At 28.5% G+C, this 16,324-nt stretch carries 16 protein-coding genes and 1 other annotated feature; of the genes, 4 read left to right on the top strand and 12 right to left on the bottom strand.

Going from position 1 to position 16,324, the window contains the following annotated elements:
• The 6 genes from CSBG_RS05615 to CSBG_RS05590 all read right to left on the bottom strand — a co-directional run.
• Positions 1 to 904: ABC transporter permease (locus CSBG_RS05615; RefSeq protein WP_008677811.1), on the bottom strand; the 904-nt coding region annotated here is incomplete at its 3' end.
• Positions 904 to 1,992, bottom strand: a complete 1,089-nt coding sequence (locus CSBG_RS05610) for an ABC transporter permease (protein ID WP_008677809.1) — start codon at positions 1,990 to 1,992, stop codon at positions 904 to 906. The genes CSBG_RS05610 and CSBG_RS05615, both read right to left, overlap by 1 nt.
• Complete coding sequence (locus CSBG_RS05605; RefSeq protein WP_008677807.1) at positions 1,992 to 3,512, bottom strand: ABC transporter ATP-binding protein; 1,521 nt, start codon at positions 3,510 to 3,512, stop codon at positions 1,992 to 1,994. The genes CSBG_RS05610 and CSBG_RS05605 overlap by 1 nt, the downstream gene beginning before the upstream one ends.
• 171 nt (positions 3,513 to 3,683) lie before the next feature.
• The gene (locus CSBG_RS05600; protein WP_008677804.1) at positions 3,684 to 4,772 is read right to left on the bottom strand and encodes a BMP family ABC transporter substrate-binding protein; all 1,089 of its coding nucleotides are present in this window, start codon (positions 4,770 to 4,772) and stop codon (positions 3,684 to 3,686) included.
• Positions 4,773 to 5,223: 451 nt separating this feature from the next.
• Positions 5,224 to 5,907 (bottom strand): DUF554 domain-containing protein, encoded by a 684-nt coding sequence (locus CSBG_RS05595; protein ID WP_008677802.1) that lies wholly within the window; start codon positions 5,905 to 5,907, stop codon positions 5,224 to 5,226.
• A gap of 120 nt (positions 5,908 to 6,027) precedes the next feature.
• Entirely contained in the window at positions 6,028 to 6,903 is an 876-nt protein-coding gene (locus tag CSBG_RS05590; RefSeq protein WP_008677800.1) for a polysaccharide deacetylase family protein, read from the bottom strand.
• Between the two features lie 176 nt (positions 6,904 to 7,079).
• Between CSBG_RS05590 and CSBG_RS05585 the strand changes: the two genes are divergently transcribed.
• From CSBG_RS05585 to CSBG_RS05575, 3 genes are read left to right on the top strand one after another with little or no spacing between them, the layout of a single operon-like run.
• Positions 7,080 to 7,976, top strand: coding sequence for a DUF5685 family protein (locus tag CSBG_RS05585; RefSeq protein ID WP_008677799.1), 897 nt, complete (start codon positions 7,080 to 7,082; stop codon positions 7,974 to 7,976).
• Position 7,977: 1 nt separating this feature from the next.
• Positions 7,978 to 8,592, top strand: coding sequence for a J domain-containing protein (locus CSBG_RS05580; protein ID WP_008677797.1), 615 nt, complete (start codon positions 7,978 to 7,980; stop codon positions 8,590 to 8,592).
• Positions 8,593 to 8,625: 33 nt separating this feature from the next.
• Positions 8,626 to 9,120 carry a hypothetical protein gene (locus CSBG_RS05575; RefSeq protein ID WP_008677795.1) on the top strand — a complete coding sequence of 165 codons (495 nt, stop codon included), beginning with the start codon at positions 8,626 to 8,628 and terminating at the stop codon, positions 9,118 to 9,120.
• Positions 9,121 to 9,186: 66 nt separating this feature from the next.
• Here the strand turns inward: CSBG_RS05575 and CSBG_RS05570 are convergent, their stop codons facing one another.
• The 4 genes from CSBG_RS05570 to CSBG_RS05555 form a co-directional block, all read right to left on the bottom strand.
• Positions 9,187 to 9,402: a hypothetical protein gene (locus CSBG_RS05570; RefSeq protein ID WP_008677794.1), complete on the bottom strand. Its 216-nt coding sequence runs from the start codon at positions 9,400 to 9,402 to the stop codon at positions 9,187 to 9,189.
• A gap of 97 nt (positions 9,403 to 9,499) precedes the next feature.
• Positions 9,500 to 10,858 (bottom strand): MATE family efflux transporter, encoded by a 1,359-nt coding sequence (locus CSBG_RS05565; protein ID WP_008677793.1) that lies wholly within the window; start codon positions 10,856 to 10,858, stop codon positions 9,500 to 9,502.
• 205 nt (positions 10,859 to 11,063) lie between these two features.
• Positions 11,064 to 11,426, bottom strand: coding sequence for a YccF domain-containing protein (locus CSBG_RS05560; protein WP_008677792.1), 363 nt, complete (start codon positions 11,424 to 11,426; stop codon positions 11,064 to 11,066).
• Between the two features lie 25 nt (positions 11,427 to 11,451).
• Entirely contained in the window at positions 11,452 to 11,820 is a 369-nt protein-coding gene (locus tag CSBG_RS05555) for a CoA-binding protein (RefSeq protein WP_008677791.1), read from the bottom strand.
• Between the two features lie 161 nt (positions 11,821 to 11,981).
• Positions 11,982 to 12,186 (top strand) — a binding site (T-box leader).
• 53 nt (positions 12,187 to 12,239) lie between these two features.
• Here CSBG_RS05555 and leuS point away from each other — a divergent pair.
• Positions 12,240 to 14,690, top strand: a complete 2,451-nt coding sequence (gene leuS, locus CSBG_RS05550; RefSeq protein ID WP_008677790.1) for a leucine--tRNA ligase — start codon at positions 12,240 to 12,242, stop codon at positions 14,688 to 14,690.
• Between the two features lie 66 nt (positions 14,691 to 14,756).
• On the opposite strand, the gene CSBG_RS05545 is transcribed toward leuS, so the two are convergent.
• Together CSBG_RS05545 and CSBG_RS05540 are read right to left on the bottom strand one after the other, a co-directional pair.
• Positions 14,757 to 15,314 carry a VTT domain-containing protein gene (locus CSBG_RS05545; protein ID WP_008677789.1) on the bottom strand — a complete coding sequence of 186 codons (558 nt, stop codon included), beginning with the start codon at positions 15,312 to 15,314 and terminating at the stop codon, positions 14,757 to 14,759.
• A 68-nt stretch (positions 15,315 to 15,382) separates the two neighbouring features.
• On the bottom strand, positions 15,383 to 16,123 hold the full coding sequence (locus CSBG_RS05540; protein WP_008677788.1) for a hypothetical protein: 741 nt from the start codon (positions 16,121 to 16,123) through the stop codon (positions 15,383 to 15,385).
• Positions 16,124 to 16,324 lie beyond the last annotated feature (201 nt).

Genomic DNA, 16,324 nt, shown 5'->3' with positions numbered 1-16,324 from the left:
CTTGTGATGATTTAGAGAATAAAACTAATGCTATTAAAGTTACCACATATGGGAAAATCTTTAATAATACACCTGGTATTGCTGCTAACGATGGTATCGCTTGAGATACGTTAGCTATTGTTGAAGCAAATCCAAAGAAGAATGTTGCTCCTAATATTCCAAGTGGTTTCCATTGTCCAAATATTAATGCTGCTAATGCTAGGAATCCAAGCCCTGCAACATTTCCATTAAATTCTCCTGAGTATGTTACCAAAATTATAGCTCCACCTAAAGCTGATAATCCACCTGATACCATAACTCCTATATATCTCATTTTAAATACACTTACTCCAGCAGCTGCTGCCGCTTGCGGATGCTCACCACAAGCTCTTAATCTTAATCCAAAGCTTGTTTTATATAATAAGAATGCACTAATCAATAAAATTACTATTACAAGCCATGTTGTTGCATAAGTTTTTGTAAAGAAAAGTGGTCCTATTATTGGAATTTGTGACAATACTGGAATATCCTTTGGAATAAATCCATTTGTAACTCTTATATTACCACTACCTGTAATATTTCTTGCTAAGAATACTGTTAATGCTCCTGCTATCATATTTATAGCAGTACCACTAATTACTTGGTTTGCATTTAAGTTTATACTTGCAAATGCATGTAGTAAAGAGAATAAAACCCCAACTAAAGTTGCTACTAATAATCCTATCCATAAAGCTCCTGCTACTCCATTTGCTTGTAGCTTTGAAACTGTTAATGCTCCTGCAAATGAACCTATTATCATAAGTCCATCTAAACCTATATTTACAACTCCACTTCTTTCACAATAAAGTGCTCCTAACGCTGTTATTAAAAGAGGCACTGTATATGAAATTGCATATGGAAAAATTTGTTCTATTATACTCCACATTATTTTTCCACCACCCTTTCAGAAGAACTATTTTTACCTTTTGAATCACTTTTTTTTGATTTTTTGAATCTTTTTATTACTTTATCCATTATCATACTTGTTGCTGCAAAGTAAATTATTGTAGCCATTATAGTATCTGCAAGTTCTGGTGGTACCTTTACTGCTGCATTCATAAAGCCTTTTCCAACATATAATACTCCAAAGAATAATGCTGAGAAGAAAACTCCAATTGGATTACTTGCTCCAAGTAGTGCTACTGCTATACCGTCGAAGCCTTGGCTTGGCATAACACCTATTTGCATTATGTTTGCGTTACCAGTATATTGTATAGCTCCTGCAAGACCAGATAAAGCACCAGCTATCATCATAGAAATAACTATATTTCTATTAACTGGCATACCAGCATATTCGGCTCCAAATCTGTTAAATCCAACAGCCTTTAACTCATATCCTAAAACTGTTTTATTTAATATAAACCAAACTATGAAAACTGCTATCATAGCTAAGAAAATACCTAAGTTTATATATGATCCTTCAAAAATATTTGATAACCAAGAAGCTTTTAAAGTTGCTGAATCTGATAACATTTTTGATTCAGTTTCTAAGAATTCACCCTTAAAATATTTTGGAATATTATAATAAACTATCCAATAAGCAACCCAGTTCATCATTATTGATGATACAACTTCGTGAACGTTAAACTTAGCTTTTAAAATTCCAGGAACTGTAGCCCATATTGCTCCACCTAATATCCCTGCTAATACAACACTAGGAACAAGGATTGCTTTTGGTAAATCTAATGATAAACCTACTGCTATTGAACAAAATCCTCCAAATAACATTTGCCCCGGTGCTCCTATGTTAAATAACCCTGTTTTAAATGCAAAGGCAACTGAAAGTCCTGTTAGCATTAATGGTGTTGCAGTAGCTATTGTATTACCTATTCTCTCTAGGTTCATCAATCCACCTTTAAATAAGAATTCATATCCTTCAAGAGGATTAAATCCCATAACTGCCATTAATATCGCACCTGCTATAAGACCTAAGATTACAGCCATTATAGATTTTAAGCCTTGATTTTTTTCCATTAGCTTTCACCTCTCTTTATTCCTGCCATCATTAATCCAACTTCATTTTCATCTGTTTCAGAGGCATTTACTATTCCTATAAGTTCCCCATTGTTAACAACAGCAATTCTATCTGAAACATTTAGTACTTCATCTAATTCTAATGATACTAAAAGTACAGCTTTTCCACTATCTCTTTGTTCAACAAGTCTTTTATGTATATACTCTATAGAACCTACGTCTAATCCTCTAGTTGGTTGAACCGCTATTAATAAATCAGGACTTGATTGGATTTCACGTCCAATAACACCTTTTTGTTGGTTACCACCTGATAAAGATCTTGCTATAGATTTTCCACCTTCACCAGATCTTACATCAAAAGTTTCAATAATATTATTTGCATATTCAGTTATCTTACTTCTATTTATAAGTCCATTTTTAGAAAATGGTTTATTTTTATAAACCTTCAAAACCATATTATCTTCCATAGTATAATCAAGAATAAGTCCTCTTTTATGTCTATCTTCTGGAATATGAGCTATACCCTCATCAATTCTATTTCTTATAGAAGATCTAGTAATATCTTTTTCGTTAAATAATATTTTACCTGAATCTACGCCTCTCATACCTGTTATAGCTTCAACTAGCTCAGTTTGTCCATTTCCTTCAACCCCAGCTATACCAACTATTTCTCCTTTTCTTACACTTAGCGAAAAATCCTTTAGTCCTAAAACTTTTTTATTATTTTTAACAGATAAATTTTCTATTCTTAATACTTCTTCTCCTGGAGTAGATTCTTTCTTTTCTACTTTAAATGAAACTTGTCTTCCAACCATCATCTTAGCCATATCAGCTTCAGTAGTTTCTTTAACATCAACTGTTCCTATATATTTTCCTCTTCTTATAACTGTGCACCTATCTGCTACTGCCTTTATTTCTTTTAACTTATGTGTAATTAGAATTATTGATTTTCCTTCATTTATAAGGTTTTGCATTATTTTAATTAAATCATCAATTTCTTGAGGAGTTAAAACGGCTGTTGGTTCGTCAAATATAAGGACCTCAGCATTTCTGTATAACATTTTTAAGATTTCAACACGTTGTTGCATACCAACTGATATATCTTCTATTTTTGCGTATGGATCAACATTTAATCCATAAGTTTTTGATAATTCATCTATCTTCTTTGCAGCACTTTTTATATCTACTGTCAAGAATTTTTTAGGTTCACAACCTAAAATAATATTCTCCGTTACAGTAAAGTTTTCAACTAATTTAAAATGCTGATGAACCATTCCTATTCCTAAATCATTTGCTACATTAGGACTAGAAATTTTAACTTCTTTTCCTTTAACTTTTATTACTCCAGCTTCTGGTTGATACATTCCAAAAAGCATCCCCATTAATGTAGATTTCCCTGCACCATTTTCACCTAAAAGAGCATGAACTTCACCTTTTTTTAGTTGTAATGTTACATTATCATTTGCTACAATCCCTGGAAATTCCTTGCGAATATTAAGCATTTCCACTACATAACTCATGAATTATCCTCCCTAATACTTATATAAAAAAACTTTTGCTATATCTATGCAGTCTTTGTATTCCTTTTTTTTGACTAATTGTTAAATTAATCTAATTAATCCTTTATACAAGAAAAAGACGGTACTTCCGTCTTTTCCCATATCATAAGTAATATATTAAAATCTATTAAATTACTTTATTAAATCGCCTTTTTCAGCTTGTACTGTTATTTCACCATTTTTAATCTTATTGTAAACTTCATCTACTTGCTTAGTAGTTTCTTCAGTTAAGTTAGGATTTTCATTTGGAAGACCAACTCCATCATTTTTAACATCAAATGTTAAAGTTTGACCCCCTGGGAATTTTCCATCTAATTCATCTTTAATTATATCAAAAGTTGCTACATCTATTTTCTTCATAGCTGAAGTTAAAATTATAGATTTATCATCTTTGTATATACCATCTGCATATTGGTCAACATCAACACCAATTATCCAAGCTTCTTTACCAGCTGTAGCTCTTGCTTTTGCCTCATTTATTGATCCAACACCAACTCCACCAGCTGCCACAAATATAGCTTTAACTCCATTATCGTACATAGTTGCTGCTAATTGTTGTCCTGCTGCTACGTTATCAAATGAACCTTGATAAACTACATTTTCTTCTTTAATGCTCATCTTTGTTCCAAGATTTTCATTAGCATACTTAACCCCTTGTTGGAATCCCCAGTTAAACTTTTGAACTGAAGGTATTTCCATACCACCTATAAATCCTAAGTCACCTTCTTTTAGTTGAACTGATGCTGCAACTCCTACTAAAAATCCAGCTTCTTGCTCAGCAAAATAAACTGCAACTGAATTATCTCCAACTTTTTCTACTCTATCTGCTCCAGTTTTTCCATTGTTAGGAGATCCATCAATTATTACAAACTTAGCATCATTATATTTTTCTTGAGATTGGAAAATAGCCGTTTCAAATTTAAATCCAGGAGTAACTATAAATTTATATCCTGTATCATAAAGATTTCCTATTTCCTTCATATAATCTGCTTCTGTTGTTCCAGCTGGCTTTAAATAGTTACTTTCAACTTTTAATTCAGCTTCTGCCTTTTTAATTCCTTCCCAAGTACCTTGATTAAATGACTTGTCATCAATTGTACCTGCATCAGTAACCATACCTACTTTAACATCATTTGCTGACCCTTCTGATTTGTTTCCACATCCAACTAAACCAGTTACCATAAGTGCTGATAAAACTAAAGCTATTGCTTTTTTCTTCATTATTAAAATCCTCCCTAAGCCTTTGTAATTTAATATACTTTTGTACTTTAATTTTTTAAAATTTTCTCATTCGAACTTTCAAAAAAATTATACAACATATAATTCGTGATTACAATAATTTTATAACATTTTTTTTATTTTTGCGACATATAACTTTATATTCAAACCTTTTCAAATACATTTTTCAAAATTTTTCTCATATATTACTGAAATCGCCAAAGAAATATACGAACATTATTAAAAAGATAAATTTCTTTTTTCATCTTCATTTCAATTTAAAATTCTCTATGACCTCTTATTTTATAAGCATTTATGCTAATTTTTAATAATATATGTAGAATTAATTATTACTTACATTAATTAATTCTGCATAATTATTGTACGCATTTTAATAAATAGTGTATACTAATCATTTTTTATACACATATTAATCTACTCTATAAATTAAAATTTAAAACTTTATAAAACTTAACAATATAGCAAATAACATAGCCGGTAATAAGTTTGATACCTTAATCTTAGAAATACCTAAAATATTGAGACCTAATCCTATAATTAATAAACTTCCTACAGCTGTGATATTAGTTATAGCTGCATCATTAAGCATATTTGATAACATACCAGCTGCTAGAGTAATACTACCTTGATATAACAAAACACTAACTGACGAAAGGATTACTCCTATACCTAATGTTGATGAAAATATTATAGAACTAATTCCATCTAAAATGGACTTTGCTAAAAGTGTACTATAATTATTATTTAAACCACTTTCTAAAGCTCCTACAATCGCCATAGCACCTACACAAAATAGTAAGGTAGATGCAACAAACCCTTCTGCAATAGATACAGTACTTCCATTTTTATTAACCATTTTTTCTATTTTATTTCCTAAGTTCTCAAGTTTTGAATCTATATCTATTAACTCACCTATTAGTCCACCTAAAGCTATAGAAATAATCATCACAATTGTATTTTCTCCTTTCAATGCTCCTGATACTCCTATGTAAATAACACATAATGCTAACCCACTCATTATAGTATCACTAATCTTTTCATTTATTTTTCCTTTTACAAAAAGCCCTATTATTGATCCAATTATTATAGTTAAGCTATTTATTAATGTACCTATCATTTTTATCCCCCTACTTTCCTACTATAACTTATTTATAATTTTATTACGTCCCCATAACTCTACAACCTCTTTTTAATAATAATAAAAATAGGATATGACATAATCACATCCCATTATTTTTTAATTTATAAAATCAATAAATATACTCTTAAAAGATTCAATATCCATAGGCGATATTCTAACTCTTTTTAATGAATATAATCCATCAGAAAGACTTGAAATTCCTCCTTCTGTTGTAACAGCTCCTTTTATCCCTAATTCCTTTTCTATTTCTATCGTTTCTTCATCATATCTACCAACTGGATAACAAACATACTTACTGTCCACCCCAACCTTTTCTTTTAACTTTTCAATACCTTCTTTAATTATTGCAATCTTATCTTCCCTTGATATTTTTGTAAATTCTATATGTCTAGACGTATGATTTTCTATTCCCATACCACTTGTGCTCATCTCTTTTAGCATATTGGAATTCATATACCAACCATCAACATCAGTTTTATCTGTTATTATAAAAAATGTAGCCTTCGTATCATACTGTTTCAATATTCTATATGCATCTGTATAATTATCCGCATATCCATCATCAAATGTTATTGCTACTGGCTTTTCTGGAACTTTTCCTGTGTTAAAAGCCTCTATAACATCATCTAGTAACATTGGAGTAAATCCTGATTCCTTAAGCCACTTAATTTGTTCATCAAATTGAGATGTTGGAATAAGCAAGGTATTATTAGGATCACTATCAGATATAGAGTGGTACATTAATATAGGGATTTTAACATCATTTACATCTAAAGTTAAATAATTAATTTCTTCCTCTTTCTTTTCTTCCTTTTGAGGTTCTTCTTCTTGATTTGATATATCTGCATCATTTTCTTTGTTTTGTATATCATTATTAGCAGATTTTGATTTACTATCTAATATAAATTTCCCTCCAAAGCCTATAATTAAAATTATAAATAATATAGTTATTACTTTTAGTATTTTTTTCATTACCATATATCCCCTTTTCTATGTATATTTCGAATATACATTCCTAGGAATATTTTGTCAACTTAATTTGTAATTGTTTCTATTTTTTTAATATTTCCTTATTTTCCTTTAAATTATTGTTAATGATACTTTATTTTTGTATAATTAATCTAAACTAATATTAAGGAGTGTTTTTATTGTTTGGATACGTAACTCCTCTAAAAGCAGAGCTTAAAGTTAAAGACTTTACAAAATTCAGAAGTTATTACTGTGGTTTATGTTTTCAATTAAAAAATAGTGCTGGAAATATACCAAGAATAGTTTTAAATTATGATATGACATTTTTAGCAATACTTTTAGATTCCTTATCCGTTAAAGAACCTAATATTGAAATCAAACGTTGTATTGCTCATCCAAAAGATAAAAAACCAGTAATTATTAATAATGATGCATTACATTATGCTGCTGCAATGAACTTAACACTTTATTATCATAAATTAAAAGACGATATTCAAGATGATAATAATCTTAAAAGCAAAGTATTTGAAAAAATACTTTATCCATATCAAAAGAAAATTAATAAATCTATAGATGACATTAACGATATTATAAGAGTTAACCTTAGAACATTAACTGAATTAGAAAAAAATAAGAATTTCTCATCTATAGATGAAATATGCCATCCATTTAGTGATATAGTTGGAAATATATTAAAGGCTTATCCTAACGAATTTATTAATGATAGCGAAAGCCTAAGAAATGAATTATATAAGCTTGGATATACTTTAGGAAAATGGATATATCTTATAGATGCCTTTGATGATTTAAAGGATGATATAGAAAAGAAAAAATTCAATCCAATAAATTATTTGTTTAATGAAGATAATAAACCATATGAAGAATTAATTTCTTTAATTCAAGGAAGGCTAGAATTTACAATTTTAAATTGTTCATATAATTGTAAAGATATAATTTCCAAATTTCCTTTAAAAAGAAATGAAGATATCCTTAAAAACATTTTAGAATTAGGTATGATGGATAAATATGTTGGGATATTAAATAATACTAGAGAAGATAAAAGGAGTGACAATTAAAATGAATCCATATGAAGTACTAGGTTTAAAACCTGGGGCAACTCAAGAAGAAATAAAAAAAGCCTATAGAAATTTAATAAAACAATATCACCCTGATCAATATGGTGATAATCCATTAAAAGATCTTGCTGAAGAAAAAATGAGGGATATTAACGCTGCTTATGATGCACTTACTAAAAACGCTGGTAACACATATAGTAATTCAAACAGTAGCAATTCATCATATAATAGTTCATCAAGTGATAATAGCTATATGTTTTCAGAAATAAGAAGACTTATTCAAAGTGGAAACTTTGCTGAAGCTGAAAATAGACTTAATAGTATATCTAATAATAGAAATGCTGAGTGGAATTTCTTATATGGAGTATTGCTAACAAATAAAGGTTGGTTTGATGCAGGTCTAAAGCATATTCAAACAGCTGTAAATATGGATCCTAATAATTTTGAATATAGACAAACTCTAAATTCTCTTCATCAAAGGACTCAAGCATATAGCAATAATTATTATAGAACAACTGGATCAAACAATGCTAATGCTTGTGATTGTTGTATAAATCTATGGTGTTTAGATTCAATCTGTGAATGTATGGGTGGTGACCTAATAGGTTGTTGTTAATCCCTAATTATTTAATTGGTGGTGTTTTAAGTTATGAAAGCTAAAGAAATAACTTTAAGTGCTATTTTAGTAGCACTTACTAACATAATTTTATATTTAAATTTTCTACTACCTATAAGTACAATTAGTATCCTTACCTTAGCATCATTATTAATTCCAATTGCACTAATTAAAGGATCTATCAAAAGTGCTTTTCTTGTATATATAGCTTCATCAATTATTGGTTTTTTTATATTACCTATTAATATAATTTTGCTATATATTTTATTCTTTGGAATATACGGAATAGTTAAATACTATATTGAAAAGTTAAATAAGCTATATTTAGAAATATTTTGTAAAATAATATTTTGTAATATTTCTTTATTTATATCTATCTTTGTATTTAAGTCCTTTATAGCAATAGAAATAACAAAGCTTCCACTTTGGTTGTTATGGATTATAGCACAACCTGTATTCTTAATTTTTGATTATGCATTAACATTATTAATTTCATTTTATATGCAAAGAATACACAATAGAATTTAAATTAAATGGGCTAGATTTTATTATAAAATCTAGCCTATTATTAACATTTATAAAATTTCTAATTTATTAATCCAATATGGAAAATAATATTTCGATAACTCCTTCAATCATATCTCCTGCCGAAGATTCAAAAAATCTTTTTATTTTACTATCCTTCTTTTTAACATTGTTGATGTTATTTAAATGTTTATTATTTCTTTCTTCTGGCGATGAGTTGTAAAAGTAAGCTTCCTCATATGATTTTATTTCTTTAAATAAAATTCTATTTTCATCACTCTTCAAAATCTTATTCCCCCAAAACTTTTTATAATATTTATCACTATATTTTCTTTAACCAAAATATAATATCTATAATTTATAGTATATCATATTAATATTTTCATTCCATATCTTTAACAAAAGTCTTTTTATAAAATATTATAAATACAGTAATTGTTGTTAGTGCCGCTATTATATCAGAAATAGGTTCAGCAAATAATACAGCCTTTAACTTATCTTCAAAGAACATTGGAAGTATGAATATAAGTGGAACAAGTAAAACTACTTTTCTAAGTAGCGCCATAATAAGTGATATTTTAGCTTGACCTAGTGCTAAAAAAGTTTGTTGACACGCTATTTGTGCCCCAAAAATAAAGATTCCTCCAAAAAATATTCTCATACTCCATGAAGTTATTTCTACAAGTTCTGGCTTATTATTAAATATCCCAACAAAAACTTCTGGGAATACCATTAAAGCAGCCCACATAATAAAAGTATATGTAAGACAACTTGTTAATAATAATTTAAAAGTCCTTTTTACTCTTTCTATATTTTTAGCACCAAAGTTATAACTTATTATAGGCTGTGCTCCTTGCGAAAGTCCCATTAATGGTAAAGTAACAATTTGCATTATACTACTCATTATAGTCATGGCACCAACTGCTAAATCTCCACCATAAAGTTGTAACTTATTATTCATACTTATTAATACTAGACTCTCAGTTGATTGCATTATAAATGGCGAAACTCCTAAAGCTACTATTGGTAGTAATACCTTGAATTTAGGCGCTAAATAATTTACTCTTATTTTTAGTATGCTCTTTTTCCCAAATAAGAAAGTTAATACCCATATTGCAGAAACAAATTGCGAAAGTATAGTTGCTAAGGCAGCTCCCTTAACACCCAAGTTTAACTTAAAAATAAATATAGGATCTAACACTATGTTTATTATAGCTCCTATCACAACCGTAACCATACCAATTTTAGCAAAACCTTGTGTATTAATAAATGGATTCATCCCAAGAGCTATTTGCACAAATACTGTTCCTATTAAATATATAGTTAAATAATCAACTGCATATCCAATAGTTGCATCACTAGCTCCAAAAGCCCATAATAAATCTTCTTTAAATATCAAAAAAACAATTGTACATATTAATCCAATAATTATTAAAGTAGAAAAACTATTACTAATAATCTTTTCTGCACCTTCATTATCTTTTTCACCCATTTTTATTGCTGCAAGTGGAGCTCCACCCATACCTATAAGTGCAGAAAATGCTGATATTATCATTATAATAGGAAAAGCAACACCAACTCCAGCCATAGCCACTTCTCCATTTACCATTCTTCCTATAAATATTCTATCAACTATGTTATATAGAACATTTACTAATTGTGCCACTATAGCAGGAAGAGCTAAGCTTAATAATAGTTTTCCTACTGAACCTTCTCCCAAATTAGTCTTACTTCTAGACATATACTTCTCTCCTTATCGTACCTATATTCATCTTCTATACAAATTATTTTGCAATAATTAAACTTATATAATGCTTAACTATATTATAATTAAGATCATTTTTAATCATAATTACTACTTATACAATATAATACTACTAAACAGAGAAATATTAAACGTAATCTAATATAATACATACAAAATTTACATTTTAAAACACTTACTTTTATATTACTTCTTTCCCAAATGGCATTAATGATAATTTAGCTAATTTTAATGATTGCTTTGCAAATGGTATTCCAATTATAGTAATACATAAAAAGAAAGCACTAATTAAATTTGCTATACACATTTCAAGTCCACCAAATATAAGCCATAGTATATTAAGTAATAAATTTAAACCACTATCATTCTTAGTAACAATCTCTTTTCCAAATGGCGCAAATTGTAAACCAGCCATTTTAAAACATTGAAGGCCTATTGGAATCCCTACTATAGTAATACACCATAATAATCCAAACCCTAGCCATGCTAGTGCATTAAAAAGACCTCCAAATATAATCCAAATTAAATTTCCTAAACAAGACATCCTTGCATCCCCCTTTATTTTAACTCTATATATGATTTAACTGAATTAATGCACAGTTTTCTATAGCATTTATAGAATTTTCCTTGCAATATTTTAATATTTCATCACTTTCAGCACCTGGTTGTATTAATACGTTTTTTATTCCCAGCTCTTTTGCTTCTTTTAAAAACTCTATTCCATATTTTGCATTTATACATAAATCAATAGCTTCTATATTATATGGAACCTCTTTCAAATTAGTGTAAATTCCCTTACCACCTTTAGGATGAATTCCACTTACCATATATCCTTTTAACTTAAACTTATTTAAAATTTCATTTGCATATTTAGTCTCATTAGAAACATCACCTATAACAACCCAGTTTTTAAGTTTCATTAACTCTCCTATATTCATCTTCTTTTACCTCCTTTTAAGTTTTATATGATTAATATATCCAATTGCTCCTTTTTCATCAACAAATTTCTTAATATATTTTAATTCATATAATTTCCTATTTTGTGGTTGTTGACTTATATTGTAATAAAATATATAATTGAGTATATTAAAATTATATATTTATTGCTTTGATTAGGAGTAGTATTATAAAGGTTATCCTCAAGAGAGCTGTTGGTTGCTGTAAAACAGTGTTTAACTTATAAGAACTTGCCTATGAGCTTACTTGTTAAAAGCAAGTACGGGAGAACCGTTATAAATTTGAGTGAGAAAAATATTATTTTTTCTAATAAGAGTGGTACCGCGAATATGTCCTTCGTCTCTTAATTGAGATGAAGGGCTTTTTTATATTATTTTTTACTTTTAAAGGAGGAATTATTGTGGCTAATTATGGAACTTCCATAGATAAAAAATGGCAAGATAAGTGGGAAGAAACAAATCTTTATAAGTTCGACCCAAATAAGGAAGGAGAAAAACTTTATGTTTTAGAAATGTTCTCTTATCCTTCAGGTAGCCAATTACACGCTGGTCACTGGTTTAACTATGGACCTGTAGATTCATGGGCTAGAATGAAAAGAATGCAAGGATATAATGTATTTCAACCAATGGGATTTGATGCATTTGGACTTCCAGCTGAAAACTTTGCAATAAAGACAGGAATTCATCCAAAGGATTCAACTGATAAAAATATAGAAACTATGGAAAAACAATTAAAAGCTATGGGTGCTATGTTTAACTGGGATAACGAAGTTATTACTTGTAATCCAGACTATTACAAATGGACTCAATGGGTATTCTTAAAACTATATGAAAAAGGATTAGCTTATAGAAAAAAAGCCCCTGTAAACTGGTGTCCATCTTGTAATACAGTTTTAGCTAATGAGCAAGTTCATGAAGGTGCTTGTGAAAGATGTTCAACTGAAGTAACAAAAAAAGACTTAACTCAATGGTTCTTAAAAATAACTGATTATGCTGATGAACTATTAGAAAAACTAGATACTTTAGACTGGCCAGAAAAAACTGTTGCTATGCAAAAACACTGGATTGGTAAATCTACTGGTGCAGAAGTTACATTTAAAGTTAAAAATTCAGATATAAAATTTGATGTATTCACTACTAGAGTTGATACATTAAATGGTGTAACTTATGTTGTTTTAGCACCTGAAAATCCACTTGTTGATAAACTTACAACTGCAGAATATAAAGAATCTGTTGAAAATTATAAAGAAGAAGCTAAAAAACAATCTGATATAGAAAGACAATCTTTATCAAGAGAAAAAACTGGTGTATTTACAGGTTCTTATGCTATAAATCCTATAAACAATAAAGAAGTTCCAATTTGGATTGGAGATTATGTTTTATCAACTTATGGAACTGGAGCTGTTATGGCTGTTCCTGCACATGATGAAAGAGATTTTGCTTTTGCTACAAAGTTTAATTTACCAATAGAAAGAGTTATAACTAACAAAAAAGGTGATAACACTGAATTACCTTACTGTGAATATGGTGTATTAGTTAACTCTGGAGAATTTGATGGATTAACTACTGAAGAAGCTAAAGAAAAGATAGTTGAAAAATTATCATCTATGAAACTTGGCTCTTCAAAGGTTAATTATAGATTAAGAGACTGGTTAGTATCTAGACAAAGATATTGGGGAGCCCCAATTCCTATGATTCATTGTGAGCATTGTGGAACTGTACCTGTACCTGAAGATCAATTACCAGTCGAACTTCCATACAATGTTGAATTTGCTCCAGATGGAAAATCTCCACTTGCAAAATGCGATGAATTTATAAATACAACTTGTCCAAAATGCGGAAAGCCTGCTAAAAGAGAAGCAGATACTTTAGATACATTTGTTTGTTCATCTTGGTATCAATTAAGATATCCTGATAGCAAAAATAGCGAAAAAGCCTTTGATAAAGATATAGTAAATAAAATGCTTCCAGTAGATAAATATGTAGGTGGACCTGAACATGCTTGTATGCATTTATTATATGCTAGATTCATTACTAAAGCTTTAAGAGATATGGGATATTTAGATTTTGATGAACCATTTAAATCATTAACTCACCAAGGATTAATTCTTGGACCTGATGGATTAAAAATGAGTAAGTCAAAAGGAAATACTATTTCTCCAAATGACTATATTTCAGAATACGGTTCAGACGTATTTAGAATGTATTTAATGTTTGGATTTGCTTATATTGAAGGTGGAGCTTGGAGTGATGATGGGCTTAAATCCGTTGCAAGATTTGTAGATAGAATCGAAAGATATCTTGATATAGCTAGAGAAGCTATTGAAGCTAACAATAACAATAAAACTACTTTAGATAAAGCTGAAAAGGAATTAAACTTCTGGTTACATAATGCAATTAAAGGTGTAACTGAAGATGCTGATAAATTCCAATTTAATACTGCAATTGCAAGAATGATGGAATTTGTTAATGCTTTCTCTAAATACTTACAAGAAGATGTAAAGAATTTAGATTTCCTAAAGAAAACTTGTGTAGACTTCTTAAAGATTCTAGCACCTTTTGCACCTCACTTTGCTGAAGAACAATGGAGCTTATTTGGATTAGAATTCTCAATTTTCAATGAAGATTGGCCAACATTTGATCCAAAAGCTTTAGTTAAAGATGAAGTTGAAATTGCTATTCAAGTTAATGGTAAGATTAAAGCAAAAATAAATGTTTCTACTGATTTAGATGAGGAAGGAATTAAAGCAGCTTCATTAGCTAATGAAAATATAATTGCAGCAACTGAAGGCAAGAATATAGTTAAAGTTATCGTTATAAAAGGAAGACTTGTAAACATAGTTGTTAAATAACTTTAAATAAAATAAAACAATTATTTAAAAAGGGTAAAGTGTATTTTAATACTTTACCCTTTAATCTTATTCTTTTTTATATTTCTTTAAAGTTATATATAATAAGAGTACTGCTACTAATGTTATTATCAGTCTAATAAAATTTTCTTCAATATTTATCAAATCATAACTTACTAATGCTTCAAGTGCTATAGATGGTATTTTTCCTAAAAAAGTAGCAATTATAAATATAAGTCCATTTACATTGCTAATAGAAGCTGCTAGTGTCACAAATCCTGATGGTATAAAAGGTATTAATCTACCCTCGAATATAAGTATACCTGCCTTTTTCCCTTCAGAATCAACTAGTGCCTTTAGTAATTTATGTTTATTTTTAATATTTTCTGCTCCCTTTTTAAATCCCAATCTATATATTATAAAACTTATATATCCTCCAAATGCTTCTCCAATTAGTGAGATTATAAACCCTTCAAAGGCACCAAAAAATATAATATTTGCTCCTGTTACAAATATTGATGGTACTACTCCCAATATTGCAATTATCGTACTTATCAATATTGATATAGGAATAGAATACATGCTATATTCTTTAAATAATGTAACTATGTCATCTAAATTAAACATATTCTTAAACCTTAATTTCCAAATTTATATAAAAATATATATTTTCATCACCTATATTTTATCCTGAATTAATCTAATACTGCTTTAAACTCTGCTAATACACTACTTACTAATTCTTCATCTAGTTGCCTATAATATTCTAAAAGATTTGAATCTTGAAGAGCAATAAATATATTTTTACTAATTTCCATCCAAATTTCTGGTATATAAACCCATACTATTTCTTCATATTTGCAACTTAATAAAAAATGCTCCACTCCCCAAAATAAATATTCCTTTATATCGTGTAATTCATTAAATTTATTATAATCATCTACTACTTGCTTAGTAAGCTTATACTCATATATATCTACATAAAAAAAGTCAAATCTTTCTCCAGTAACTTTATAAGCATCTTCATTTATTACTTTTATCTTAGGATTATCCCCAAAATTTGTATAATATAAATCTACTATATCTTTTTCTATTTCATAAACTATAACTTCCGTTACATCATCTTTTTTAGCTAATTCTTGGACTACATACCCTAATCCTAAACCAACTACTCCGACTTTTCCTGTTGCATATTTTATAAACATATAAGAACTTTCTATTTCTAACGGAGAAATTTTCATCCATATATTATTGGGTCCATGTAATTCTAAAATACTTAAATCTATATTTTCTTTTTTATTATACATATATCCATTAATAAAATCTTTTTTTCCATTTATTTTTTTTATTTCAAAACTCCCAATCTTCCCTAAAGATATCAAGTTATTATATTCATTTATCTTGTCTACTAAATAAGTTCTGTCATATGGCTTCAAAATAATACTTCCCTTCTGAATGAATAATAATTAAATTACATATACTACTTTATGTAAAATTCTATTTTCTATAACAAATATTTTACTCTTAAATAAATTATTTAATTTTTTCATATAAATTAATGAAATATTAGTTTTATTTATATTCTATCGATTAATTATATATTTAATAAAACATTAACGCATCATTATAACTTATTA

This window comes from Clostridium sp. 7_2_43FAA (assembly GCF_000158375.2).
In the GTDB taxonomy this organism is placed as follows: domain Bacteria; phylum Bacillota; class Clostridia; order Clostridiales; family Clostridiaceae; genus Clostridium; species Clostridium tertium.
This window is presented reverse-complemented; position numbering and strand designations above follow the sequence as displayed.

Bases quoted from the DNA above. Each gene is read 5' to 3' on its own strand.
- CSBG_RS05605 (WP_008677807.1), bottom strand. From the start codon at position 3,512: ATGAGTTATGTAGTGGAAATGCTTAATATTCGCAAGGAATTTCCAGGG.
- CSBG_RS05545 (WP_008677789.1), bottom strand. From the start codon at position 15,314: ATGTTTAATTTAGATGACATAGTTACATTATTTAAAGAATATAGCATG.
- CSBG_RS05610 (WP_008677809.1), bottom strand. From the start codon at position 1,992: ATGGAAAAAAATCAAGGCTTAAAATCTATAATGGCTGTAATCTTAGGT.
- CSBG_RS05575 (WP_008677795.1), top strand. From the start codon at position 8,626: ATGAAAGCTAAAGAAATAACTTTAAGTGCTATTTTAGTAGCACTTACT.
- CSBG_RS05580 (WP_008677797.1), top strand. From the start codon at position 7,978: ATGAATCCATATGAAGTACTAGGTTTAAAACCTGGGGCAACTCAAGAA.
- CSBG_RS05565 (WP_008677793.1), bottom strand. From the start codon at position 10,858: ATGTCTAGAAGTAAGACTAATTTGGGAGAAGGTTCAGTAGGAAAACTA.
- CSBG_RS05590 (WP_008677800.1), bottom strand. From the start codon at position 6,903: ATGAAAAAAATACTAAAAGTAATAACTATATTATTTATAATTTTAATT.
- CSBG_RS05560 (WP_008677792.1), bottom strand. From the start codon at position 11,426: ATGTCTTGTTTAGGAAATTTAATTTGGATTATATTTGGAGGTCTTTTT.
- CSBG_RS05600 (WP_008677804.1), bottom strand. From the start codon at position 4,772: ATGAAGAAAAAAGCAATAGCTTTAGTTTTATCAGCACTTATGGTAACT.
- CSBG_RS05595 (WP_008677802.1), bottom strand. From the start codon at position 5,907: ATGATAGGTACATTAATAAATAGCTTAACTATAATAATTGGATCAATA.
- CSBG_RS05555 (WP_008677791.1), bottom strand. From the start codon at position 11,820: ATGAATATAGGAGAGTTAATGAAACTTAAAAACTGGGTTGTTATAGGT.